Source organism: Amycolatopsis sp. NPDC049688 (assembly GCF_040674975.1).
GTDB lineage: Bacteria > Actinomycetota > Actinomycetes > Mycobacteriales > Pseudonocardiaceae > Amycolatopsis.
The window spans coordinates 398,304-422,563 of record NZ_JBFANY010000007.1; the positions used below are offsets into that span (position 1 = coordinate 398,304).

General features: G+C 71.4%; 24 protein-coding genes and 1 rRNA gene. 18 read left to right on the forward strand and 7 right to left on the reverse strand.

What is annotated here, in order from left to right:
• Positions 1-8: 8 nt before the first annotated feature.
• On the forward strand, positions 9-1,085 hold the full coding sequence (cobT, locus tag AB0J55_RS25215; RefSeq protein WP_364252985.1) for a nicotinate-nucleotide--dimethylbenzimidazole phosphoribosyltransferase: 1,077 nt from the start codon (positions 9-11) through the stop codon (positions 1,083-1,085).
• Between the two features lie 48 nt (positions 1,086-1,133).
• Here cobT and AB0J55_RS25220 read toward each other — a convergent pair whose 3' ends face one another.
• Entirely contained in the window at positions 1,134-2,237 is a 1,104-nt protein-coding gene (locus tag AB0J55_RS25220; protein ID WP_364252988.1) for a branched-chain amino acid aminotransferase, read from the reverse strand.
• A 97-nt stretch (positions 2,238-2,334) separates the two neighbouring features.
• On the opposite strand from AB0J55_RS25220, the gene AB0J55_RS25225 reads away from it, so the two are divergent.
• Positions 2,335-2,634: a hypothetical protein gene (locus tag AB0J55_RS25225; protein WP_364252991.1), complete on the forward strand. Its 300-nt coding sequence runs from the start codon at positions 2,335-2,337 to the stop codon at positions 2,632-2,634.
• Here AB0J55_RS25225 and AB0J55_RS25230 read toward each other — a convergent pair.
• The gene (locus AB0J55_RS25230) at positions 2,591-3,253 is read right to left on the reverse strand and encodes a DUF402 domain-containing protein (protein ID WP_364252994.1); all 663 of its coding nucleotides are present in this window, start codon (positions 3,251-3,253) and stop codon (positions 2,591-2,593) included. The genes AB0J55_RS25225 and AB0J55_RS25230 overlap by 44 nt on opposite strands.
• Positions 3,246-4,091 carry a hypothetical protein gene (locus tag AB0J55_RS25235; RefSeq protein WP_364252997.1) on the reverse strand — a complete coding sequence of 282 codons (846 nt, stop codon included), beginning with the start codon at positions 4,089-4,091 and terminating at the stop codon, positions 3,246-3,248. Before AB0J55_RS25235 ends, AB0J55_RS25230 begins: the two co-directional genes overlap by 8 nt.
• Positions 4,092-4,200: 109 nt before the next feature.
• On the opposite strand from AB0J55_RS25235, the gene AB0J55_RS25240 reads away from it, so the two are divergent.
• The 5 genes from AB0J55_RS25240 (at position 4,201) to AB0J55_RS25260 (ending at position 10,335) form a co-directional block, all read left to right on the forward strand.
• The gene (locus AB0J55_RS25240) at positions 4,201-5,700 is read left to right on the forward strand and encodes a leucyl aminopeptidase (RefSeq protein WP_364253000.1); all 1,500 of its coding nucleotides are present in this window, start codon (positions 4,201-4,203) and stop codon (positions 5,698-5,700) included.
• A gap of 116 nt (positions 5,701-5,816) precedes the next feature.
• Entirely contained in the window at positions 5,817-7,781 is a 1,965-nt protein-coding gene (locus tag AB0J55_RS25245) for a TRAP transporter fused permease subunit (protein ID WP_364253003.1), read from the forward strand.
• Positions 7,778-8,752, forward strand: coding sequence for a TAXI family TRAP transporter solute-binding subunit (locus tag AB0J55_RS25250; protein ID WP_364253006.1), 975 nt, complete (start codon positions 7,778-7,780; stop codon positions 8,750-8,752). The genes AB0J55_RS25245 and AB0J55_RS25250 overlap by 4 nt, the downstream gene beginning before the upstream one ends.
• A 10-nt stretch (positions 8,753-8,762) precedes the next feature.
• Positions 8,763-9,872, forward strand: a complete 1,110-nt coding sequence (locus AB0J55_RS25255) for an SMI1/KNR4 family protein (RefSeq protein WP_364253009.1) — start codon at positions 8,763-8,765, stop codon at positions 9,870-9,872.
• Positions 9,873-9,882: 10 nt separating this feature from the next.
• Entirely contained in the window at positions 9,883-10,335 is a 453-nt protein-coding gene (locus AB0J55_RS25260) for a GNAT family N-acetyltransferase (protein ID WP_364253012.1), read from the forward strand.
• On the opposite strand, the gene AB0J55_RS25265 is transcribed toward AB0J55_RS25260, so the two are convergent.
• The gene (locus AB0J55_RS25265) at positions 10,332-10,676 is read right to left on the reverse strand and encodes a hypothetical protein (RefSeq protein WP_003071911.1); all 345 of its coding nucleotides are present in this window, start codon (positions 10,674-10,676) and stop codon (positions 10,332-10,334) included. The genes AB0J55_RS25260 and AB0J55_RS25265 overlap by 4 nt on opposite strands.
• Before the next feature lie 183 nt (positions 10,677-10,859).
• Between AB0J55_RS25265 and lpdA the strand changes: the two genes are divergently transcribed.
• The 5 genes from lpdA (at position 10,860) to lipB (ending at position 16,419) form a co-directional block, all read left to right on the forward strand.
• On the forward strand, positions 10,860-12,233 hold the full coding sequence (gene lpdA / locus AB0J55_RS25270; RefSeq protein ID WP_364253015.1) for a dihydrolipoyl dehydrogenase: 1,374 nt from the start codon (positions 10,860-10,862) through the stop codon (positions 12,231-12,233).
• Positions 12,234-12,288: 55 nt separating this feature from the next.
• Positions 12,289-14,088 (forward strand): 2-oxoglutarate dehydrogenase, E2 component, dihydrolipoamide succinyltransferase, encoded by a 1,800-nt coding sequence (sucB, locus tag AB0J55_RS25275; RefSeq protein WP_364253018.1) that lies wholly within the window; start codon positions 12,289-12,291, stop codon positions 14,086-14,088.
• 98 nt (positions 14,089-14,186) lie between these two features.
• Positions 14,187-15,062: a TIGR01777 family oxidoreductase gene (locus AB0J55_RS25280; RefSeq protein WP_364253021.1), complete on the forward strand. Its 876-nt coding sequence runs from the start codon at positions 14,187-14,189 to the stop codon at positions 15,060-15,062.
• The gene (locus AB0J55_RS25285) at positions 15,059-15,682 is read left to right on the forward strand and encodes a phosphatase PAP2 family protein (RefSeq protein ID WP_364253024.1); all 624 of its coding nucleotides are present in this window, start codon (positions 15,059-15,061) and stop codon (positions 15,680-15,682) included. Before AB0J55_RS25280 ends, AB0J55_RS25285 begins: the two co-directional genes overlap by 4 nt.
• Positions 15,679-16,419: a lipoyl(octanoyl) transferase LipB gene (gene lipB, locus AB0J55_RS25290; RefSeq protein ID WP_364253027.1), complete on the forward strand. Its 741-nt coding sequence runs from the start codon at positions 15,679-15,681 to the stop codon at positions 16,417-16,419. Before AB0J55_RS25285 ends, lipB begins: the two co-directional genes overlap by 4 nt.
• Positions 16,420-16,528: 109 nt before the next feature.
• On the opposite strand, the gene AB0J55_RS25295 is transcribed toward lipB, so the two are convergent.
• Complete coding sequence (locus tag AB0J55_RS25295; protein ID WP_364253030.1) at positions 16,529-17,464, reverse strand: LLM class F420-dependent oxidoreductase; 936 nt, start codon at positions 17,462-17,464, stop codon at positions 16,529-16,531.
• Positions 17,465-17,468: 4 nt separating this feature from the next.
• On the reverse strand, positions 17,469-18,080 hold the full coding sequence (locus AB0J55_RS25300; RefSeq protein WP_364253033.1) for a TetR/AcrR family transcriptional regulator: 612 nt from the start codon (positions 18,078-18,080) through the stop codon (positions 17,469-17,471).
• Between the two features lie 130 nt (positions 18,081-18,210).
• Between AB0J55_RS25300 and AB0J55_RS25305 the strand changes: the two genes are divergently transcribed.
• The 6 genes from AB0J55_RS25305 (at position 18,211) to AB0J55_RS25330 (ending at position 23,600) form a co-directional block, all read left to right on the forward strand.
• Positions 18,211-18,732, forward strand: coding sequence for a hypothetical protein (locus AB0J55_RS25305; protein WP_364253036.1), 522 nt, complete (start codon positions 18,211-18,213; stop codon positions 18,730-18,732).
• Positions 18,733-18,751: 19 nt separating this feature from the next.
• Positions 18,752-19,690 carry an oxidoreductase gene (locus tag AB0J55_RS25310; protein WP_364253039.1) on the forward strand — a complete coding sequence of 313 codons (939 nt, stop codon included), beginning with the start codon at positions 18,752-18,754 and terminating at the stop codon, positions 19,688-19,690.
• Positions 19,691-19,715: 25 nt separating this feature from the next.
• On the forward strand, positions 19,716-20,717 hold the full coding sequence (lipA, locus tag AB0J55_RS25315) for a lipoyl synthase (protein WP_364253042.1): 1,002 nt from the start codon (positions 19,716-19,718) through the stop codon (positions 20,715-20,717).
• A 44-nt stretch (positions 20,718-20,761) separates the two neighbouring features.
• A complete protein-coding gene (locus AB0J55_RS25320) occupies positions 20,762-21,388 on the forward strand; it encodes a DedA family protein (RefSeq protein ID WP_364253045.1) in 627 nt (208 codons plus the stop codon).
• Positions 21,389-21,415: 27 nt separating this feature from the next.
• The gene (locus AB0J55_RS25325; protein WP_364253048.1) at positions 21,416-22,285 is read left to right on the forward strand and encodes a patatin-like phospholipase family protein; all 870 of its coding nucleotides are present in this window, start codon (positions 21,416-21,418) and stop codon (positions 22,283-22,285) included.
• 103 nt (positions 22,286-22,388) lie between these two features.
• Entirely contained in the window at positions 22,389-23,600 is a 1,212-nt protein-coding gene (locus tag AB0J55_RS25330; protein WP_364253051.1) for an Ig-like domain-containing protein, read from the forward strand.
• Positions 23,601-24,169: 569 nt separating this feature from the next.
• On the opposite strand, the gene rrf is transcribed toward AB0J55_RS25330, so the two are convergent.
• Positions 24,170-24,260 (reverse strand): 5S ribosomal RNA (gene rrf, locus AB0J55_RS25335); the annotation flags it as partial.

Below are 24,260 nucleotides of genomic sequence, written 5' to 3' on the forward strand. Positions count from 1 at the left end.
GGCCTGGTGTGGAGCCGGAAAACATCGAGTTCCCCGAGATCGCTCCGCCCGACGACCACGCCCGGTCCGCGGCGATCGCCCTGCACGACAAGCTCGTCAAGCCCGCCGGCTCGCTCGGGCGGCTCGAAGAGCTGGGCGTCTGGATCGCCGCCTGCCAGGGGCAGTCGCCGCCGCGGCCGTTCACGCGGCCGCGCGTTGTCGTCTTCGCCGGGGATCACGGCATTGCCGCGAAGGGCGTCTCCGCCTATCCCGCCGAGGTCACCTCGCAGCTGCTGGGCACCATGCTCACCGGCGGCGCGGTGATCAACGTGCTGGCCGCCGCCGCGGGGGCGAGCGTGCGCGTGGTCGACCTGGCCGTCGACACCGAGGCTCCCGCTACCCGGTCGATCGGCGAGTTCAAGGTCCGCCGCGGCTCCGGCTCGATCGACGTCGAAGACGCGCTGACCGACGCCGAGGTCAAGGCCGCGGTCCGCGCCGGGATCGCGATCGCCGACGCGGAGGTCGACGGCGGTGCGGACCTGCTCATCCCGGGCGACCTCGGGATCGGCAACAGCACCCCGGCGTCCGTGCTGGTCGCGGCCCTGACCGGCAGCGAGCCGGTCGCCGTCGTCGGCCGCGGGTCCGGCATCGACGACGACGCCTGGATGCGCAAGGCCACCGCGGTCCGCGACGCCCTGCGCCGCGCCCGCGCCGTCCTCGCGAACCCCCTGGACCTGCTGCGCACCACCGCGGGCGCGGACATCGCGGCGATGGCGGGCTTCCTGGCCCAGGCCGCGGCCCGCCGGACGCCGGTGATCCTCGACGGCCTCGTCGCGTGCGCCGCGGCGCTCGTCGCCGAGGACCTCGCCCCGGGCGCACGCCGCTGGTGGGTGGCCGGCCAGCGGACCGCCGAACCCGCGCACGCCCTCGCCCTGGAGCACCTGGACCTGGGCCCGCTGCTGGAACTGGACGTCCGGCTCGGCGAAGGCACCGGCGCCGTGACGGCGTTGCCGCTGCTGATGATGGCCGCCCGCGTCCTCGCCGAAACCGCGACGCACGAGCAGGCCGGCGTCTCCGGCCCGCTGATCGCCGCCCCCGCCTCCTGACGCGGAAGGGCCCGCGCACTCGCCGTGCGCGGGCCCTTCCGGAATCGCTCAGCCGAGCTTGACCATCCAGTGGTCGGTGTCGGGGCGGGTGCCCTCCTGGATGCCCGTCAGCTCTTCGCGCAGCTTCATCGTCAGCGCGCCCGGCCGGCCGTCGGCGATGGTGAACTCGCCGTTCGCGTGCTTCACGTGCCCCACCGGGGTGATCACCGCCGCGGTGCCGCAGGCGAACGTCTCGGTCAGCTCGCCCGACGCCACGCCCTTCTCCCACTCGTCGGTGGAGATGCGGCGCTCCTCGACCTTGTACCCGAGCCGCGAAGCCAGCTGCAGCAGCGACTTGCGGGTGACGCCGGGCAGCAGCGACCCGGTCAGCTCCGGGGTCACCAGGCGGGCGTTCTCGCCGGAGCCGAAGACGAAGAACAGGTTCATCCCGCCCATCTCCTCGACCCAGCGCCGCTCGACCGCGTCGAGCCAGACCACCTGGTCGCAGCCCTTCTCGACGGCCTGCGCCTGCGCCACGAACGACGCCGCGTAGTTGCCGGCGCACTTCGCCGCGCCGGTGCCGCCGGGGGCCGCCCGGACGTACTCGGTGGACAGCCACACGCTGACCGGCTTCACGCCGCCGGCGAAGTACGAGCCCGCCGGGGACGCGATGACCGTGTACACGTAGTCGGCGGCCGGGCTGTTGACGCCGAGCCCGGTGGACGTCGAGATCATGAACGGCCGCAGGTACAGCGAATCACCCTGGCGGGTGGGCACCCACCGGTTGTCGACGGCGATGAGCTCGCGCAGCGACTCGACGAAGACGTCCTCGGGCAGCTGCGGCATGGCGAGCCGCTCGGCCGACTGCCGGAACCGGGTGGCGTTGGCGTCCGGGCGGAACGACGCGATCGTGCCGTCCGGCTGGCGGTAGGCCTTGAGGCCCTCGAAGATGGCCTGGCCGTAGTGCAGCACCGACGTCGCCGGGTCGAGCGTGAAGGGGGCGTACGGGCCGACCTGGGCGTCGTGCCAGCCTTCGGCCTTCGACCACTTGACGGTCACCATGTGGTCGGTGAAGTACACCCCGAATCCGGGGGCGGTGAGTACCTCCGCGACACGGTCCGCGCTCGCAGGACTCGGGTGCGGGACATGGGCGAACTGTGTCGTGGTCGTCATGGCTAGACGATACCGCTTGCTCGGACGCGCGTTAGTCGGATGTCCATCTGTTCGCCGGTTCCCCGCGCCCGCGGCGGCGGCGCTTTAGGATGGCCCGGTGACCTACCACTCCACTGAGCCGGTCCGCCGGCCCAAGAGCACCGGTGCCGACGTCAAGACGTTCGTCACCGCGGTGCTGCTGACCTTCGGCGTCGGCCTGCTCGGCATGGTCGGCTGGGCCGTGCTGGACAGCGGCTTCGGCGGCTTCCTCGGCCTGGTCGGCGGAGTCTTCGGCATCGTGTGGTGGCGGAAGATCCACGGCAAGGCGTTCCCGGCGGTGGTCCCGACGAAGTCGGTCGTCGTCCTCGCGGTCGTCAACGCCGTGCTGGCGCTGATCCTTCTCCTGACCGCGGGCTGAGCGAGGCGGGCAGCTCGGGCGCCGGCCAGCCGGGGTCCGGGCGGAAGTCGGTGCCGGTTCCGTCGAAGGGGTAGGCGCCGCGTTCGGCCAGTGCGCCGATCCGCTCGCCTTCCGCGCGCAGCCGGTCGAACTGCTCGAGGGTCAGGCGCCCGACTTCCAGGGCGGCCTCGGCCTCGTCCTCGTCGTCCCACCGCCAGCTGCCGTCGCGCTCGACGACGACGTCGAGCACGCCGTCGATCCGGTCGACCGCGCCGGGCGTGCGGCCCAGCGGGATCTCCAGGTTGACGTACCAGTTCTTGAACCGGCCTTCGAGGTCGAAGAACCACCAGACCGAAGACCACTCGTCCTCGGGGATCCGGCGCAGGGTCGACGCGCCGTGCCAGGAGTCCGCGACCGGCACCCGCGGGATGCGGAACCGCTGGTCCAGCGGGGCGTCCCGCATCAGGCGGCCGTCGGCGAGCCTGCTGCCGACGATCGCGGTGCCCGCCGGCAGCCAGGCGAGCAGGACGCGGCCGTCGTCTTCGAGGACGCGCAGCGGGTGGACCTGGCCGATCGAGCCGTCGGGGCGGTGGAACCGCTCGACCACGGTCTCCCCCGGCCGCCAGCGTCGATCACTCACGCGTCCCACTGTACCTGCGCGCGCGTACACCCAGTAGCAGCTCGATCACGGTGACCAGGCCCGCGACGACCAGCACGGGCAGCAGCGGCAGGAAGTACGCGGCCGCCGCGGCGGCGGCGAGCCCGGCGAGTCCGGGGACGCCGGTCCGCGCCCGGGTTGCCGCGCCCGCGGCGAGCGCCGGGACGACGGTCGCGACCACGGCGAAGGCCGTGAGCAGCGGCTGCAGCGCGTCCGCGTCGGCCGCGGAGAGCAGGTCGCGCAGCGAAGTGAGCGACAGTCCGAGCCGCACCGAGCCGAGCTGGTAGAGCGCGGCGAAGGCGGCCAGGAGAGCGAACGCGGCGAGCAGCAGCACGCGCAGGCCCGCGTTCTCGCGTCCGGCCGGCCGCAGGAACGGCAGCGTGAGCACGGCCGCGACGAGGACACCCGCGAAGTCCGGGGACTGCAGGCCGTCGGAAAGGCCCACCGGCGGCACGGCGACGCACACCACGACCAGCGTGAGCCCCGCCGCGAGCAACAGCCCGACGGTGATCCGTGCGACGATCGTCGGGATCTTCAGCCCGGCGAACCCGGCCCCGGCGACGACCACGACGAACGCGGCGGCGGCCAGTTGCCGGTGGGCGGGGAAGACGTAGGCGCCGAACGCGATGGCGTAGACCGTCACCTCCGACAGCCGCGCGACGGCGACCACGACCCGGTCCACCAGGGCATCCCCCGGTTCGGGCACCCGGGCCGTCACCCCCGCGGCGATCGCCGCGAGCACCAGGCCGGCGAGCAGCCACCAGCCGGCGCCCGCCGCTGCCGCCGCCAGCGCCACCAGCAGCCCACCGCCCAGCCGCACGCGGCCTCCTTCGCCCTGTGTTCACCCGTGGTCCGGTCGTCATTAGCATGGCTCACGATCCCGGCCGGGCCGGTGCCCGGTACCACCGAGAACGCGCGAGGAGCCAGAAGTGACCGTGCCTAAGCTCGCCCTGTCCGACAACACCGGGGAGGCACTGGCCAAGACGCGCGCCGACGTGGTCGTCATCGGCACCGTGGCCGGCGAGGACGGTCCCCTGCTCGCCCCCGGCGCCGCCGCCGTCGACGCCGCCTTCGACGGCCGGCTCGCCGGCCTGCTGGCCACCCTCGGCGCGAGCGGCAAGGCCGAAGAGGTCGTCAAGGTCCCGACGCTGGGCAAGCTCCCGGCGGGTGTCGTGCTGGCCGTCGGCCTGGGCAAGGCGGGCGACGCCATCACCCCCGAGCAGGTCCGCCGCGCCGCGGGTGCCGCCGGCCGCGCGCTGGCCGGCACCGACCGCGCGCTCGTCACGCTCTCGGAGCTCGACCTGCAGGCCGCCGTCGAGGGCACGGTCCTCGGCTCCTACGTCTTCACCGACTACCGCTCCGAGAAGGGCGACGCCCCGCTGGCGAAGGCCGACTTCGCGAGCCCGGCCGAGGGCACCGCGCGCGAGCACAAGGCGACGCTGAAGGCGGCCGGCGCGATCGCCGAGGCCGTCATCGTGGCGCGCGACCTGATCAACACCCCGCCGAACGACCTGTACCCGGCCTCCTTCGCCGACCGCGCGAAGAAGCTGGCCGAGGACAACGGCCTCGAGTTCGAGGTGCTCGACGAGAAGGCGTTGAAGCGCAAGGGCTTCGGCGGCATCCTCGGCGTCGGCGGCGGCTCCTCGCGCCAGCCGCGCCTGGTGCGCGTCGGCTACAAGCCGGCCAAGGCGGCGAAGAAGGTCGCGCTGGTCGGCAAGGGCATCACGTTCGACTCGGGCGGCATCTCGCTCAAGCCCGCCGCGAACATGGACCACATGACCTCGGACATGTCCGGCGCGGCCGGCGTGCTCGCCTCGGTCGTCCTGGCGGCGAAGCTGAAGTACCCGCTCGAGGTCGTCGCGCACATCCCGCTGGCGGAGAACCTGCCGTCGGGGACGTCGTACCGCCCGGGCGACGTGCTGACGATGTACGGCGGCAAGACCGTCGAGGTCCTCAACACCGACGCCGAGGGCCGGCTCGTGCTCGTGGACGCGATGGTCCGCGCGGCCGAGGAGAACCCGGACTACCTGATCGAGACCTCGACGCTGACCGGCGCCCAGGTCGTCGCGCTCGGCAACCGCACCGCCGGCGTGATGGGCTCGGACGAGTTCCGCGACCGCGTCGCCGCGATCATGCAGGCCACCGGCGAAAACGGCTGGGCCATGCCGCTGCCGGAGGAACTGCGCGCCGACCTCGACTCGCGGCTGGCCGACCTGGCCAACGTGACCGGCCACCGCTGGGGCGGCATGCTGGCCGCCGGCATCTTCCTGCGCGAGTTCGTCGCCGACGGCCTCGACTGGGTCCACATCGACATCGCGGGCCCGTCGTTCAACACCGGCTCGCCGTGGGGCTACACCGGCAAGGGCGGCACCGGCGTCCCGGTCCGCTCGATCGCCGCGGTGCTGGCGGACATCGCCGCCAACGGCTGAGCCCCTCCCGCACCGGTCGTGAGTGTTCAGGCGGGTTGGAACTCGCCTGAACACTCACGACGGTTTGGGCCGGAAGATCCCTTTCGGCGGGATCCGCGACACCGTACGGTGACCGGGTGACCACTGGGCCGGTCGAAGAGGACACGCCTGCCGCGATCGCCGCCGAGCACGACGAGGAACGCCCGGCGCGCACGCTGTCCCGCGTCCCCGACCGGGTCGTCTATTTCGTCGCCCTCGCCGTCGCGGTCCTGGTGCTCAAGCAGGTCTTCTTCCCCTTCGCCAAGGGAAACCAGTTCTACCTGGTGCTCTTCCTCGGCGTGACGCTGCCGCTGGTCTTCCTCTGCTACCGCCCGCGGCTGCGCGGCCGCGACGACCCGGGTTGGACCGACTGGGCCCTGGCGGTGATCTCGCTGGCCGTCGGCCTGTACCCGGTGCTGGTGGGCTACGACGACTTCCTGAACCGGCAAGGAATCCTGTCGCCGCTGGACATCGTGGCCGGCGCGCTGCTGCTGGTCCTGGTCCTCGAAGCCACCCGCCGCACGACCGGGGTGGTGCTGCCGATCGTCTGCCTGCTGTTCCTGGCCTACGCCTACTACGGCGGCTACCTCCCGCAGAACTGGGGCATCGCCCACGCGGGCATCGACTTCAGCCAGATCGTCAACGCGCTCTTCAACGACGCCAGCGGGTTCTACGGCACTCCCCTGGACGTCGCGGCGAGCTACATCGTGCTGTTCACCCTCTACGGCGCGGTGCTCAACGCTTCCGGCGCCGGGAAGTTCTTCGTGGACATCTCCTTCGCCGCGTTCCGCCGGTCCCGCACCGCACCGGGCCGGACCACCGTGCTGTCCGGCTTCCTGCTCGGCACGGTGTCGGGTTCGGGCACGGCCACCGCGGTCAGCCTCGGCTCGATCACCTGGCCGATCCTGCGGGAAGCCCGCTACCCCAGGGAAAACGCGGGCGGGCTGCTCGCCGCGTCCGGGATCGGGGCCATCCTCTCGCCGCCGACGCTGGGCGCGGCCGCGTTCATCATCGCCGAGTACCTGCAGACTTCGTACCTGAAGGTGCTGGTCTGGGCGACTGTCCCGACGCTGCTGTACTACCTCGGCATCGTGTTCGCGATGGAGGCCGACGCCCGGCGCTTCCAGGCCGAAGCCGTCGACGTCCCGCACGGTGATCCCGGGAAACTGTTGCGGCGCGGCGGTTATCACTTCCTGTCGCTGGCGATCATCGTCGTGTTCCTCGCCCTGGACATCCCGCCGTTCGCCGCGGTCGTCTACGCCACCGGCGTCGCCGCGCTGTTCGCGCTGATCGCCCGGCGCCACGATGTCCGCGGGTGGGCGAAGGACATGGTCGACGCGCTGTCGGCGGGTGTCCGGGGGGCGCTGCCGGTGATCGCGGTGTGCGCGGCGGCCGGCGTGATCACCTCGACCATCACCAAGACCGGGCTGGGCCTCGAACTCGCCGACGCGCTGGTGGAACTGGCCGGCGCGCTGACCGACAACGGCACGCTGATCTTGATCCTGACCGTGCTGCTCTCGGCGATCGCCGTCGGCGTGCTGGGCCTCGCCGTGCCGGTCACCGCGAGCTTCATCATCGCCTGGGTGGTGATCGGCCCGGCCCTGGAGACACTCGGCGTGGCCGACGCCGAGCGCGCGATGTTCATCTTCTACTACGCCGTGTTGTCCGAAGTCACGCCGCCGACCGCGCTCGCCGCGGTGGCGTCGGCGGCGATCACCGGCGGCTCGGTGCTCGGCACCATGTGGCAGTGCTGGAAGTACACGCTCCCGGCGTTCCTGGTGCCGATCGCGTTCGTGCTGACCGACAACGGCGCCGCGCTGCTGCTGGAGGCCGATGTGCTCACCGTGCTCTGGGTGACGGCGGTGTCCGCGCTCGCCGTCGCCGCGCTGGCCGTGGTGACCGGCGGCTGGCTGTTCGGGCCGGTCGGCCTGCCGGTGCGGCTGCTGTTCGTGCCCGCCGCCCTCTGCCTGCTCTACCTGGAGCCGGTGCCGATCGCGATCGGTGCCGCGTGCGGCGCCGCCGCCCTGCTCACCCACGCCGTGCTCAAGAGGAGGACAGCATGAAACGCGCAGTCGCCGCCGTCGCGGTACTCGCTCTGGCCGTCACCGGCTGCGGCGGGAAACAGCAGACCGACCAGGCCGCACCGGGTGGGACGCAGTCCTGCGAAGCGGGCGAAGGCCGGATCACCATCGCCACCGGCAACAGCGGCGGCGTGTACTACGTGCTGGGCGGCGGGCTGGCCCAGCTGATCAGCAGCAACACGAAACTCCGGGCGACGGCCGCGGAAACCGGGGCGTCGGTGCAGAACATCCAGCAGCTGGTGGCCGGCAACTACGACGTCGCGTTCTCGCTGGCCGACACCGCGGCGGACGCGGTCAACGGCAAGGGTTCCTTCGACGGCAAGCCGCAGAAGATCCAGGCGCTGTCCCGGATCTACCCGAACTCGACGCAGGTGCTGGTGCGCACGGACGCCGGCATCGACAGCGTCGCGGACATGAAGGGCAAGCGGATCTCGACGGGCTCGCCGAAGTCCGGCACCGAGGTGATCGCGAACCGGCTGCTGCAGGCGGCGGGGCTCAAGCCGGACACCGACGTCCAGGCGCAGCGCCTCGATCTGGCCAAGACGGCGGACGGCATGAAGGCGGGCACGCTCGACGGGCTCGTCTGGTCCGGCGGCCTGCCGACCGCGCAGATCACCGACATCACCACGGCGCTGAAAGACAAGGTCAAATTCCTCGACATCACGCCGCTGCTGCCCGCGCTGAAGAAGGTCAACCCGGTCTACGACCAGGCCGTCATCCCGAAGGCGGCCTACGGGCAGCCCGCGGACGTGCCGACGGTCGTGGTGCCCAACCTCCTGCTGGTACGCGACGACTTCCCGGCGGGCAACGCGTGCGCGATCACGAAGCTGATCTTCGACAAGCAGGCGGAGCTGGCGAAGGTCCACCCGGCGGCAAAGGAGATCTCGCGACAGCTGGCGACCCAGACGGATCCGGTACCGCTGCACCCGGGCGCGAAGCAGGCGCTGGGCTAGGGTCGGCGGGGTGCAGGACTACCTCGAAGCGGCGGTCCGCGACATCCTGACGGCGCCCGAAGCGCGCGTCGACGACCAGGTGGGTTACGCGGCCTTGCTGCTCGCGACCTCCGGCGAACTCGGCGAAGCCGACCGGCTGGTCACCCAGTGGCTGGCCCGCACCGAGCGGCCGGTGACCGCACTGGCCGCGGACCCGGTGCGGGCCCGCGCGTGGGCGATGCTGTTCGAAGCGCGCGGCGGGCGGCCGGCCTGGGCGGAGGGGTTGCCGCCGCTCGACCTGGATCTCGAGGAGCGCACGCACGCGGCCTCGTTGCGCAGGCCGGTTTCCGACTTGGAGGGTGTCCTGCCGCCGGGTCCGGTCGCGGAGGTGGTCAAGCGGGTCGCGCCGGCCCGTCCGGACCGGGTCCGCACCGCGCTGGCCGACGGTGACCTGGCGCTGTGGGCTGTTTTGGCCGGGCCGCACCCCGACGTAGCGATGCTGGCGGCGACGCGGGCGCTGGCCCCGGCGCTGATCGCGGGCGCGGACCCGCTCGGCCTGCGCGACTGGGCTCCGGCGTGCGCGGGAGCGCTGGTCGCGGCGCTGCACGAGCGGTACCCACCGGACCTGGGCAGCTGGCCGGAGCTGATCGCGGAGATCATGCGCCTGCGCGGCGGCGCGACGGACCGGCCCGGCAAGGGGGAATTCCCGCCCGGCGGAACCACGGCGGCCGCCCCGGCGGAGCGCGGCGGCGCGACGGACCGGCGGCCCGGGCCCGGCGGAACCACGGCGGCCGCCCCGGCGGAAAGCCCCCTGCTGCGTACCCGGGTCGCCCTCCCGCCCCCGGCGTCGGAAGCGGCGATCCGCTCGGCGGAGCTGCGGCTCGGCGCCGAGCTGCCCGCCGACCACCGCGAGTTCCTCCGCACCTGCGACGGCCTGCCCGCCGACGTGGTCTTCCCCCGCCTGCTCGGCACGGCGGACCTGCGCGCCGAGAACGGCGTGGTGATCCTCAGCGACCCCGCGGTGCTGCTGCTGTCGGCCGGGCACGTGGTGGAGGTCGACCCGGTCCTGGGCACCACGGTCCACGCGTCCTTCCGGGCGGCGCTGGTCAAGCACGCCACGCTGCTGGCCCAGGCGGGCTAGCTTGGACCGGGTGGCCACCCTCACCGCGGAGAAGATCACCCCGGACAACGTCGCCGCCGCGTGCCAGCTGGCCGTCGAACCGCACCAGAAGGACTTCGTCGCGCCCGTCGCGGTCTCGCTCGCCGAGGCGTACACGCAGCCGGAGATCGCCTGGCCCCGGCTGATCCTGGACGACGGCGAACCCGTGGCGTTCGTGATGGGCGGCTTCGACCCGCACGCGGAGCTGGACTTCTTCCGCTGCGGGATCTGGCGCCTCAACGTCGGCGCGGGTGTGCAGGGCCGCGGCTACGGCCGGTTCGCGGTGGAGACCGTCCTGGAGGAGGCCCGGCTGCGGGGCAACACGGCCGCGACCGTGCTGTGGATCCCGGCCGAGGGCGGCCCGGAGGAGTTCTACCTCAAGCTGGGCTTCCGCCCCACCGGCCAGACGTTCAACGGCGAGGTCGTCGGCCGGATCGACCTCTAGACCTGGCCGCGCTTCTTCCGCTCGGTGTACTCGCGCATCCGCTTCGGATACCCGACCCGCGCGACCTCGTACACCGGGATGGACCGCCGGTGGCCGAACTGCTGCGCCGCCTCCAGGCTGCCGATGCGCCGCCGGGTCCACTCCCCGTCGTGGGCGATCAACACCACAGTGGTCTCCGTGACGTTGGTCTTCGGCTCCACGAAGGCTTCGACACCCCTTCGGGTGGCCGCCCACTCGTCGAGGTGGCGGGTGTCCTCGGAACTGGCTTTCCGCAGCGTACCGGCCCGCTGCCCACCCTTGGCCCGCCTGCGCAGCGAGTCGAAGAGCCCCACCTCGACCACCTCTCCTCCCGAGACCTACCCCACTCAGTATCCCGGACTCCGCGTGTGGTCGGCGTCGCACACCCGGCTAGCTCGCAGCCCCGTCCGGCCTAGTGACAAGATGGCGGTGTCGCGCGCGCGGTTATACCGGGCGCGGGCGCGACGACAGAGCAACACCCCACTGCTTGCCGAGGAGTTAATGAAGTGACCGACACCTCCGCCGACCTCGTGATCCTGGGAGGCGGATCGGGCGGCTACGCCGCGGCGTTCCGCGCGGCCGAGCTGGGCCTTTCCGTCACGCTGATCGAGAAGGACAAGCTGGGCGGGACGTGCCTCCACCGGGGCTGCATCCCGACCAAGGCCCTGCTGCACGCCGCCGAGGTCGCCGACGAGACCCGTGACGCCGAAGCGGTCGGCGTCAAGGCCGCCTTCGAGGGCATCGACATCGCCGGGGTCAACAAGTACAAGGACGGCATCGTCGCCCGCCTGTACAAGGGCCTGCAGGGCCTGGCCAAGGCGCACAAGGTGAACCTCGTCGAGGGCGCGGGCACGTTCGTCGGCGGCACGACCGTCGAGGTGGACGGCACCCGCTACACCGGCAAGAACGTCATCCTCGCCACCGGCTCGTACTCGCGCACGCTGCCCGGCCTGGAGCTCGGCGGCCGCATCATCGCCAGCGAGCAGGCCCTCTCCCTGGACTACGTCCCCAAGAAGGTCGTCGTCCTCGGCGGCGGCGTCATCGGCGTCGAGTTCGCGAGCGTCTGGGCTTCCTTCGGCGTCGACGTCACCATCGTCGAGGCCCTGCCGCGGCTCGTCCCGAACGAGGACGAATTCGCGTCCAAGCAGCTCGAGCGCGCCTTCCGCCGCCGCAAGATCGCCTTCAAGACCGGCGTGAAGTTCACCGGCGCCAAGCAGGACGACAACGGCGTGAGCGTTTCGCTGGAGTCCGGCGAGACCATCGAGGCCGACCTGCTGCTGGTCGCCGTCGGCCGCGGGCCGAACTCGGCCGGCCACGGCTACGAGGAGGCCGGCGTCAAGATCGAGCGCGGCTTCGTCCTCACCGACGAGCGGCTGCGCACGAACCTGCCGAACGTCTACGCCGTCGGCGACATCGTCCCGGGCCTGCAGCTCGCCCACCGCGGCTTCCAGCAGGGCATCTTCGTCGCCGAGGAGATCGCCGGGCTGAACCCGCGCGTGATCGACGAGAGCGGCATCCCGCGGGTCACCTACTCGCACCCGGAGGTCGCGTCGGTCGGGCTGACCGAGTCGCAGGCGAAGGACAAGTACGGCTCCGACGTCACGACGTTCACCTACGACCTGGGCGGCAACGGCAAGAGCCAGATCCTCAAGACCTCCGGCGGCGTCAAGCTGGTCAAGGCGCCGGACGGCCCGGTCGTCGGCGTCCACATGGTCGGCGACCGCGTCGGCGAGCTGATCGGCGAAGCGCAGCTGATCTACAGCTGGGAGGCCTTCCCCGAGGACGTCGCCCCACTGATCCACGCCCACCCGACCCAGACCGAGGCCCTCGGTGAAGCGTTCCTCGCCCTCGCGGGGAAGCCGCTGCACGTGCACAGCTGACGTCCCACCAGCAGAATCCAGACCACGCAGAACTTGGAAGAGGAGTCAGCGAACGATGGCCTACTCCGTCACATTGCCGGAGCTCGGGGAGAGCGTCACCGAAGGCACCGTCACCCGGTGGCTTAAGCAGGAGGGCGACACCGTCGAGGTCGACGAGCCGTTGCTCGAGATCTCGACCGACAAGGTCGACACCGAGGTGCCCTCCCCGGTGGCGGGCACGGTCGTGAAGATCAGCGCCCAGGAGGACGAGACCGTCGAGGTCGGCGGCGAGCTCGCCGTCATCGACGACGGGTCCGGCGGCGTCCCCGAGTCCGAATCGAACACGGCCCCGGCGCAGGAGGAGCAGAAGTCCGAGCCGGAGCCTGCCCAGGAGGAGCCGCAGGCCCAGGCCGAGGAGAGCGCGCCGAGCAAGCCGGACACCGCGCCGGCGGCCGGCGGCGAAGGCACCGAGGTGAAGCTGCCCGAGCTGGGCGAGAGCGTCACCGAGGGCACCGTCACGCGCTGGCTGAAGGCGGTCGGTGACTCGGTCGAGGTCGACGAGCCGCTGCTCGAGATCTCCACCGACAAGGTCGACACCGAGGTGCCGTCGCCGGTGGCCGGCACGGTCCTGGAAATCCGCGCGGGCGAGGACGAGACCGTCGAGGTCGGCGGCGTCCTGGCCGTGATCGGCGACGCCGGTGCGGCGCCGAAGGCCGAGTCGAAGCTCGAACCGAAGCCGGAGCCCAAGCCCGAGCCGAAGCCGGAACCCAAACCGGAGCCGAAGCCGGAGCCGGTCCAGGAGTCGAAGCCCGAGCCCAAGCCGGAACCGAAGCCCGAGCCCAAGCCGCAGGCCGCCCCGGCCTCGGCCGCCACGCAGTCGGCCCCGGCCGCCGCGGCGAAGGACGGCTCGGCGGACGGCCCGTACGTCACGCCGCTGGTCCGCAAGCTCGCGTCGGAGCACGGCATCGACCTGTCGTCGCTGACCGGCAGCGGCGTCGGCGGCCGGATCCGCAAGCAGGACGTCCTGGCCGCGGCCGAGGAGAAGCAGAAGGCCGCCGCCCAGCCGGCGCCCGCCGCTTCCGCCCCGGCCGCTGCCGCCCCGTCGGCGCCCGCCGCGCGTCCCGCGGCCGCGGTGTCGCCGGAGCTCGCCGCGCTGCGCGGGACGGTGCAGAAGGCCAGCCGGATCCGCCAGATCACGGCCACCAAGACCCGCGAGTCGCTGCAGATCGCCGCGCAGCTCACGCAGGTCCAGGAGGTCGACGTCACGAAGATCGCCAAGCTGCGCCAGCGCGCCAAGGCGGGCTTCAAGGAGCGCGAGGGCGTCAACCTGACGTTCCTGCCGTTCTTCGCGAAGGCGACGGTCGAGGCGCTCAAGCAGCACCCGAACGTCAACGCGTCCTACAACGAGGACACGAAGGAGATCACCTACCACGGCGCCGTGCACCTGGGCATCGCGGTGGACACCGAGCGCGGCCTGCTCTCGGTCGTGATCCACGACGCGGGCGAGCTGAGCCTGGCCGGTCTCGCGCACCGGATCGCCGACCTGGCGGGCCGGGCGCGCGCGGGCCAGATCAAGCCGGACGAGCTGTCGGGCGGCACGTTCTCGATCACGAACATCGGCAGCGTCGGCGCGCTGTTCGACACGCCGATCATCGTGCAGCCGCAGTCGGGCATCCTCGGCACCGGCGCGGTCGTCAAGCGGCCGGTGGTCATCGCGGACGCCGACGGCAACGACACGATCGCCGTCCGGTCGATGGCGTACCTGCCGCTGACCTACGACCACCGCCTGGTGGACGGGGCCGACGCGGGCCGCTTCCTGACGACGATCAAGCAGCGCCTGGAAGAGGGCAACTTCGAGAGCGAACTCGGTCTCTGAGCAACCCCTGACGAAGGCCGCCACGGAATTTCCGTGGCGGCCTTCGCCGCGTCCGGGCCGGACGTGCGGACGCGCAGCGGATGCGCAACGATCGGACCATGCGAGTACTCATCGCCGGAGCGAGCGGCTTGATCGGATCGGCGCTGGGCGAACGCCTGCGGCGTGAAGGCCACGAGGTCCGCCGGCTGGTCCGGCGGGAAGCGCGCGAAGGCGGCGAATTCCGCTGGGATCCGCCGTCGGGCACCATCGCGAGCGGCGCGTTCGAAGGTGTGGACGCCGTCGTGAACCTGGGTGGCCAGCGGCTGTTTCCCGGGCGGTGGAGCGCGATGCGCAAGCAGCAGCTCACCGACAGCCGGGTCGAGCCGACCGAGGTGCTCGCCGAAGCCGTCGCCGAACATGGCGTCGGTGTGCTCGTCAATGCCTCCGCCGTCGGGTACTACGGCCACACGCACGAGTCCACTGTGGACGAATCCGCGCCGCGTGGCCGGGGATTCCTGGCCGAGCTCTGCGAAGCGTGGGAAGCGGCGACGGCAGCCGCAGGCGACGCGCGAGTCGTGAAGCTCCGGACCGGGCTGGTGCTTTCGGCCGAGGGCGGGCTGTACGCCACGCTGCGCCCGCTTTTCGCGCTTTGCCTGGGCGGGCGGCTCGGCGACGGCCGCCAGTACATGCCGTGGATCGCCCTGGAGGACGAAGTGGGCGCGATCGTCCACGTCCTGACGCACGACGACGTGTCCGGGCCGGTGAACCTGACCGGGCCCGAGCCGGTGACCAACGCCGAGTTCACCCGGGCCGTCGGCCGCACGCTGCACCGGCCGGCGCCGTGGTGGGTGCCCGGGTTCGCACTCAAGGCCGTGCTGGGCCAGGCCGGGGAGGAGATGGCGCTGTTCGGGCAGCGAGCCGTCCCGGCCGTGCTGGAGCGATCCGGGTACGAGTTCCGGCACCCGACCCCGGACCGCGCGCTCGCCGCGGCATGAGCGTCCCGCTCAAACGCTGGCTCGTCGTCGGTTTCGCGCTGGTGGCGGCGTTCGTCGCGCTCGGGCTCGGTGTCGCGCGGCACCCGCTGGCCCTCGACTCCCAGGTGGCGAACGCCCTCCACGGCGTGTACACGCAGCCGCTCGGGCGGGTGGCGCAGATCGGCAGCGACATCCTCGGTCCGGTGCTGCCGTGGGTGCTCGGCGCGGCGCTGCTCGCGCTGGCGCTGCGGCACCGGCAGCACACGGGGCTGTGCGTGCGGCTCGCCGTCGTTCTGCTGTTGTGCCGGCTGACCAGCTTGACGGCCAAGCCGGTCTTCCTGCGGGAACGCCCGCGCGACTACCCGGACCTGAGTTACCCGAGCGGGCACGTGGTGTCGGTGGCGAGCACCGGCTTTGTCCTGCTCCTGCTGTGCGCGTGGCTGTGGCCGCGGCTGGTCCGGCGCGTGGCGGTTGCCGTGGCGGTCGCGGTGGTGCTGTCGGCGGCCTGCCGCGTCGTGCTCGGCGTGCACTGGGTCACGGACACGATCGGCGCAGTGCTGGCGGTGACCGGTGTCGGGCTGCTCTCAGCGTGCGCCTTGCGGCTGCTTCCCCCGGGTGACGGGCGTAGCCTCGACGGGTGAGTTCTTCCCGCACCTGCCGCGCCAGCACCGAGCCGGTCGACGTCCGCGAGCTCGACACGATCGACTACACCGAGGCCTGGGAGCTCCAGCGGAGCTTCCTGACCGCTCGCGCGGACGGCACCGCGCCGGACACGATGCTCCTGCTGCAGCACCCGTCGGTGTACACCGCGGGCAAGCGCACCGAACCGGCCGACCGGCCCACGGACGGCACCCCGGTGATCGACGTCGACCGCGGCGGCAAGATCACCTGGCACGGTCCCGGCCAGCTGGTCGGCTACCCGATCGTCAAGCTCGCCGACCCGATCGACGTCGTCCACTACGTGCGGCGCCTGGAGGAGGCGCTGATCCACGTGTGCGACCAGCTGGGCGTGGCCAGCGGCCGCGTCGAGGGCCGCAGCGGGGTGTGGATCCCGGCGGACGACCGCGGGATCGAGCGCAAGATCGCGGCGATCGGCATCCGCGTCCAGCGAGGCGTGACGATGCACGGCTTCGAGCTGAACTGCAACGCCGATCTGGCGGCCTTCGACAACATCGTCCCGTGCGGCATCCGCGACGCGGGTGTGACGTCCCTGTCCTACGAGCTGCAGCGGGACGTCACGGTCGAGGCGGTCCTCCCCCTCGCCCGCGACGCCGTGCTGGCGGCGCTGGAGGGCGAGCTCCCGGTGAGCGAGGACCGCTGGCTCCCCCGCCCGGCCGCGCCCGAGGCCCCCGGCGTCACGTTCGCACTCCAGAACTGACACGACATCCGAAAGCCGGGCCGGCCTCCTGTGGACAACAGGAGACCGGCCCGGCTTTCGCGGTCCGGAACTGTCGGACCGTCCCGGTAGCGTGGAAAACGGGGGCTGCTCAGTCCAGCTGCGGCGCCACCTCGGCGGCGATCAGGTCGACCTGGTCCAGGTCCGAAAGATCCAGCAGCTGCAGGTAGACCCGGGTGATCCCGGTCTGCTCCCGCCACTGCCCGATCCGGTCGACGACCTCCGCCGGCGTCCCCGCCAGCCCGTTGGCCCGCAGCTCGTCGACGTCCCGGCCGATCACCGAAGCCCGCCGCGCGACCTCCTCGTCGGAGCGGCCCACGCAGACGACCAGCGCCACCGAGCGCAGGATCTCCTTCGGGTCCCGGCCGATCTGCTCCGCCGCCGCCTCGACCCGGGCGAACTGCGCCGCCGCCGTTTCGGCGTCCACGAACGGCAGGTTGAACTCGTCGGCGAACCGCGCGGCGAGGGCCGGGGTTCGCTTCTTGCCGCCCCCGCCGATGATCACCGGCGGGGCCGGGGACTGCGCCGGCTTCGGCAGGCCCGGCGACTCCGACAGCTTGTAGTACTGCCCGTCGAACGAATACGTCGAGCCCACCGGCGTCTTCCACAGCCCGGTGATGATCTCGAGCTGCTCGGCGTAGCGGTCGAAGCGCTCCTTCAGCGGCGGCAGCGTCAGGCCGTACGCCTCGTGCTCGGCGTCGTACCAGCCGGAGCCGAGGCCGAATTCGACGCGGCCACCGGACATCTGGTCCACCTGCGCCACCGAGATGGCCAGCGGGCCCGGGTGCCGGAACGTCGCCGCGGTGACGAGCGTGCCGAGCCGGATCCGGCTGGTCTCGCGGGCCAGGCCGGCGAGGGTGATCCACGCGTCGGTCGGGCCGGGCAGGCCGTCGGCCGAGCCCATCTTCAGGTAGTGGTCGCTGCGGAAGAAGGCGTCGTACCCGGCGGCTTCGGTCGCCTTGGCGACGCGCAGCAGGTCGTCGTAGCTGGCCCCCTGCTGGGGCTCGGTGAAGATCCTCAAGTCCACGACGTCAGCCTATAGAGACGTCGGGCTCCGTGCGCCTCAGCCGGACCAGCATGCGGACGATCACGTCCTCGATCTCGGCGCCGACCTTCTTCGGGTCGGGCGAACCGGCGATTTCGGTCGCCGCGCTCGACAGCGCGCCGAACAGCAGCCGTGCGGTGATCTCGACCGGCACCGGTTCGACCTCGCCCGCGTCGATCAGCGCCTGCAGGCCGGACCGCACGAGCCCGAAGCTGCACCGCTCCTCCGCCTCGCGCCAGCGCTCCCAGCCCATCACGACCGGCGCCTCGTGGATGGCGATCCGCTGGTAGGAGGCGTCCAGGCAGGCGCGGAAGAACGCGTTGAGCCCGGCGAGCGCGCGCTCCCACGGCGTGCCCTCGCCGGTCACGATCTTCTCCAGCCGATCGAAGACGATGCTCTCGACCTGCTCGAACGCGGCTTCGAAGAGCGCCTGCTTACCGCTGAAGTGGTGGTACAGCGCGCCCTTGGTCACCCGGGCGCGCTTGGCGATCTCGTCGAGCGAGGTCCCCGCGTAACCGCGTTTGGTGAACAGTTCGACCGCGCTGTCGACCAGCGCGGACCGCGTCGACTCGGAGTAGTCGAGTCGTCTGGACCTCATTGTCGCCACCTTCACAACTTTACGCCCGGAGCACCTCTCCATACTCATGGTATGTTCGGCGCGTCAGGTCCGTACCGGGAGTATGCCGCAGACCCGCGGTATGACCCGGGCCACGGAAGGGGAGCCACACATGAGCTGGACCGACTTCTACCGACGTCAGGAAATCCTCGAAGCGGCCGTCCGCCTGGCCGCCCGGAACCCGGGCGAGCCGCTGGCACTCGAGGAGGTGCCCGGTGCCGAAGAGCACTTCGGCACCGAGGAAAACGTCCTCACCGCGCTGCAGTACCAGTGGACCCGGACGCTGAGCGGCCGCCTGCGCTCCGAGGTCGTCGACCCGGACGACGCCGACGGCCTCGGTGACCACGTCGACGCCGTCACCCGCGCCTGGCGCGCCGCCGTCGACGAGCACACCGACCTGCGTGCGGTCCTCGACGGTGCCTACGAGCGGCACGCGTCGCTGCGCCGGATGCACGAAGGCGAGCTGCGCATGCTCGCCGTCACGGCCGGGCTGGCCGACCCGCGCGAGCCCGCCGAGGAAATCGTCAAGGTGGGTCACGCGTTCGAGGCGCTGCTGCGGGCGAACCGAGACGAAAGCACCCGCCGCCGTCCGGTTTTCGGACACCTGCGGCGACTGCTCGCGCCGAGTGCGTAAACAGAGTTAAGTGTCACCCATGACACAGCGCTGGACCGAAGAGGACATCGCCGACCAGAGCGGCCGGGCGGTCGTGGTTACAGGGGCGAACTCCGGCCTGGGGCTGCGCACCGCCGAGGTGCTCGCGGGCAAGGGGGCCCGCGTGCTCCTGGCCTGCCGTTCCGCCGAGCGCGGCGCGAAGGCCCTCGACATCGTGAAAGCGGCCGCCGCGGGCGCCGAACCCGAGCTCGTCCCATTGGACCTGAGCGAGCTCGCCTCGGTGCGCGCGGCCGCCGCGTCGGTGCGGGAACGCACCGGCGACACCCTCGACGTGCTGATCAACAACGCCGGCGTGATGGCGACCGCCCGCGGCCGCACCGCCGACGGCTTCGAGCTGCAGTTCGGCACCAACTACCTCGGCCACGCGGCGCTGACGTGGCTGCTCATGCCCGCCCTGCGCGGCCGGGTCGTCACGCTGTCGAGCCTGGCCGCCGTCGGGGCCCGCATCCACCTCGACGACCCCAACGCCGAGCACCGCCGCTACAACCCCGCCGCCGCGTACGGGCAGTCGAAGCTCGCCGACCAGGTGTTCGCGCTCGAACTGGACCGCCGCCTGCGCGCGGCCGGCTCCGGCGTGCTCAGCGTCGCCGCCCACCCGGGCTACACCGCCACGGGGCTCGGCAGCGGCATGGCGCGCTCGTACCCCAACCCGGTCGTCCGTTCGGTCATCGCCGGCGGCCACAAGATCGGCGAGGTCCTGTTCGCGCAGAACGTCCGCCAGGGCGCGCTGCCGCAGCTGTACGCGGCCACGGCGGACGGCGTCGAGGGCGGCGACTACATCGCCCCGGGCAGCCTCGGCGGCGTACGCGGCAACCCCGTCAAGGTGCGCCCGTTGGCCGCCGCGCGCAGCGAGTCGCTGGGGGCCGGGTTGTGGGACGTCACGGCGAAGCTGACCGGCGTCACCCCCGATCCCGCGTAGCCCGGACGGGCGTACGGTTGAAGTCGTGAGTGCTGCGCCTGAAGGCCGGAAGCTGTTGCGTTTGGAAGTTCGCAACAGTGAGACGCCGATCGAGAAGAAGCCGTCGTGGATCAAGACGCGGGTGCGGATGGGTCCGGAGTTCACGGAGCTCAAGGGTCTGGTTCGCCGTGAGGGTTTGCACACGGTCTGTGAAGAGGCGGGTTGTCCCAATATCTATGAGTGTTGGGAGGACCGTGAGGCGACGTTCTTGATCGGTGGGGATCAGTGCACGCGGCGGTGTGATTTCTGTCAGATCGATACCGGGAAGCCGGCGGCTTTGGACAGGTCTGAGCCGCGGAAGGTTGCGGAGTCGGTGCAGGCGATGGGCTTGCGGTATTCGACGGTGACCGGTGTGGCTCGGGATGATCTTGAGGACGGTGGTGCCTGGCTTTACGCCGAAACGGTCCGCCAGATTCATGCTTTGAACCCTGGCACCGGTGTCGAGCTGCTGATCCCGGATTTCAATGCGGATGCGGGGCAGTTGGCGGAGGTGTTCGGGTCGCGGCCGGAGGTGTTGGCGCACAACGTGGAGACGGTGCCGCGGATTTTCAAGCGGATCCGTCCCGGTTTCCGGTACGCGAGGTCTCTGGAGGTCATCACGAAGGCGCGTGAGGCCGGGTTGGTGACGAAGTCGAACCTCATCCTCGGGATGGGCGAGACCCCCGAAGAGGTGGCGCCCGCCATGCAGGACCTGGTCGATGCCGGGTGCGAGATCCTGACGATCACGCAGTACCTGCGTCCGTCGCCGCGGCATCACCCGGTGGATCGGTGGGTGAAGCCGGAGGAGTTCGTCGAGCACTCGAAGGCTGCGGAGGCGATGGGCTTCGCGGGTGTGATGGCCGGGCCGCTGGTGCGGTCGTCCTACCGCGCGGGACGGCTCTACGCCCAGACGAAGGCCCACCGCGGCGAGGTCCTGCCCGAAAACCTGCAGCACCTCGCGGCCGAAGGCCCCGCCGCCCAGGAAGCGACGTCGCTGCTGGCCCGGTGACGCACGTCACCCCACCATCCTTAAAGGATCGGTAAAGTGGCGGCATGGCCCTGGTTTCGGACCTCCTCAGCTGGCTGCAAGAACTCCCGGAACCGGGGCTCGTCGCCGCGACCGGCGGCCTGGTGTTCGCCGAATGCACGATCGGGCTGGGTTTCCTGGCCCCCGGCGAGTCCGGGCTGCTCATCGCCGCGACGACGGCGAACACCGTCCCCCGGTTCCTGGCGCTCTGGCTCGTCGTCACCCTGTGCGCGACGGCGGGCGACGCGCTCGGGTACGGCATCGGCCGCCGCTTCGGGCCGCGGCTGCGTGACACGAAGCTGATCCGCAAGTACGGCCTCGAAGCCTGGGACAAGGCCACCGCGGTCCTCGAACGCCGGGGCGCCTGGGCGGTCTTCTTCGCCCGGTTCCTGCCGGTGATCCGGACGCTGACACCGGCGGCAGCCGGGACGTCCGGGCTGTCGTTCCGCCGGTTCCTGCCGGCCGCCGCGGCGGGCGCGTTCTGCTGGTCCCTGGTCCACATCGGCATCGGCGCCGCGCTGGGCGAGGCCGCCAAGCGCATCGAGGGCGCGCTGAACACGGGTGGCCTGATCGTCGTCGGCGTGCTGGCCGCCGCCGGGGTGTTCTTCCTGCTGCGGCTGAAGAAACGCAAGGCGCTCGAACGCGTGCCCTGATCACCCGCGTTTACTACATTCGGCGGTATGAGTCTCGCGGATCTTCCCCGGCCGGTCGGGTTCGTCCTCGGCGGGGGCGGCAGCCTCGGCGCCATGCAGGTCGGCATGCTGCGCGCCCTGACCGAAACCGGGCTCACGCCGGACGTCGTGACCGGGACGTCGGTCGGTTCGCTCAACGCCGCCGTCCTCGCCCGCTCCGGCACTGACGCACTCGCGCGGCTGCACGACATCTGGGCGCACATGACGCGCGCCGAGGCGTTCCCCGGCGGCGTGTTCAGCCGCGTCCGGGCGCTGACGCAGGGCAAGACGCACCTGTTCCCCAACACGGGCCTGGCCGGGATCATCGCCGACCACCTCGGCGAGTCGACGCGCTTCGAGGACCTGTCGCTGCCGCTCGGCGTCGTCACGACACAGGTCGACACGGCCGAGCCGCTGCTGATCCGCTCCGGGCGGCTGCTCGAGCCGCTGCTGGCTAGCTGCGCGATCCCGGGGATCTTCCCGCCGGTGGAGCACGACGGGCGGTTGCTGTACGACGGCGGCCTCGTGGCGAACGTGCCGATGCGACAGGCGCTGGCGATGGGGGCGAAGTCGCTGGTGGTGCTCGACTGCGCGTTCCCCGGGAAGCTGCCGGGCGCCCCACGGACGTTCGCCGAGGTGATGATGTTCACCGCGATGATCAGCATGCGGAACCAGGCGGTGCTGGAAGCGCCGGTCGCGGCCGCGCAGGTGCCGGTGCTGTACCTGCCGGGCCCGGCGCCGGTACGTGTGAACCCCCTGGATTTCGGGCACACGGAAGCACTGGCGGAAGAGGCGTACACGGCAGCTCGCGAGTACCTCGGTGAAGTCTCGGTGAGCGGACCGGGGCTGTACGGCGCTCCAGGGCTCGTCGTCACGTGATCCACGTCACGCCGATGCACCGATCCGCCGGCAAGAACGTCATCGCTATCGCATAGTTTTGATGACGAATGCCCGCCGATCCCAATTCCCAAAAAGAGACAATATGCTCCCCAAGAAGATTTTACTTTCGGTGGCCGGAATCCTCGCCGGAGCGCTGTTGCTTTCCGCCTGCTCGTCCGGTGACGACGGCGGCTCACCCGGTGGCGGCGCGCCCGCGTCGGGCTCCGCCGCGCCGGCCGAGACACCGGTGGCGGTGACGTTCGAACCCGCGGGCGGCACGGCGGTGAACCCGGCGACGCCGATCGTCGTCAAGGCGGCCAACGGGAAGCTCCTCGACGTCACGGTGACCAACGCGGCCAAGGGGAAGACGGTCGCCGGGAAGCTGGCGGAGGACGGGTCGAGCTGGATGTCCACCGAGCCGCTGGGCTACGGCGCGACGTACAAGATCGTCGCGCACGCCCAGGGGTCCAACGGGAAGCCGGTCGAGCAGGACAACCAGATCACGACGCTGTCGCCGAAGAAGCAGGCGAACGCGAACCTGATCCCGGCGCCGTCCGCGGTGGCGAGCACGGGTGTCGGGGTCGGCCAGCCGATCGTGTTCAGCTTCGGGAAGGTCGCGGTCAAGAACAAGGCGGCGGTCGAGAAGGCCCTGACGGTGGAGTCGACGCCGAAGCAGGACGGCGGCTGGTACTGGATCGACGACTCGAACGTCCACTACCGGCCGAAGGAGTACTGGAAGGCCGGCACGACCTTGAAGGTGACGGCGAAGATCTACGGCGTCGATTTCGGCGGCGGGGTGTTCGGCGCGGAGGACCGTACGGAAACGTACAAGGTGCACGATTCCTGGATCGCGAAGGCGGACGGGAACAGCGAGCAGATGCAGATCTTCCACAACGGTCAGATGGTCAAGTCGATGCCGATCTCGATGGGCAAGGACGCAACCCCGACCCACCTGGGCGCGCACGTGATTTCGGACAAGCAGGCGAACTACACGATGGATTCCTGCACGTACGGAGTCTGCCCACCGGACCCGAAGGCGTACCGCTCGAACGAAAAGTGGTCGGAGCGGATTTCGAACGACGGCGAGTTCGTCCACGAGAACCCGAACAGCGTGGGCCAGCAGGGCAGTTCGAACGTGTCGCACGGCTGCATCAACTTGAACGACGCGAACGCCCAGTGGTTCTTCCAGAACATGGGCCTGGGCGACGTCGTGGAGGTAACCAACTCGGGCGGCCCGCAGCTGCCGGTGTGGGACCTGTACGGCGACTGGTCCAAGTCCTGGGCGGACTGGCAGGCCGGGTCGGCGATCAAGTAGCCGTCGTTTCACCCGTCCCGCCGGGGGTCAGGAGCTCTGCTCCTGGCCCCCTTCTTCATGCCCAGGCATGTGCTGGAGGAGGTAACCACGGTGCCGGCTGGGGTTGCGGCCGGTGGCCGAGGTTGCGGCCGGTGTGGCCGGGGCGGGATTCGCGTGATTGAAGCCGAACTGGCGTGGCCGAAGCCGGAACTCGGCTGCCTGGCCGCGGCCGGCGTGATCCCGGGGTGGGATTCGCGTGACCGGCTGCCCCGAAACCCGCGCGATCCGCGCCGGCAGTCGCGTGTTCGGCCGCCTAACTCGCGTGATGGGCCGCCGAACTCGCGTAATTCGGGCCGGAGCTCGCCGACTGGGCTGGCCGTTGCCGTGCCTGGAGGGTCGGCCGGCGTACCCAGACGGTCGGCTCGCGTGCCTGGAGGGTCGGCTCACGTGATCGAAGGGTCAGCACGCGTGATTGAAGGGTCAGCACGCGTGATTAGGGGGTCGACACGGCAAGTCGGTGGGAATGCGAAAAAGGGCCTGGGCCGGGAGACTCTTGGTCTCTACCGGGCCCAGGCCCTTCTCCAACGTAAGTTCGGCGGTGTCCTACTCTCCCACAACCCTTCGGTTGCAGTACCATCGGCGCTGTCAGGCTTAGCTTCCGGGTTCGGAATGGGACCGGGC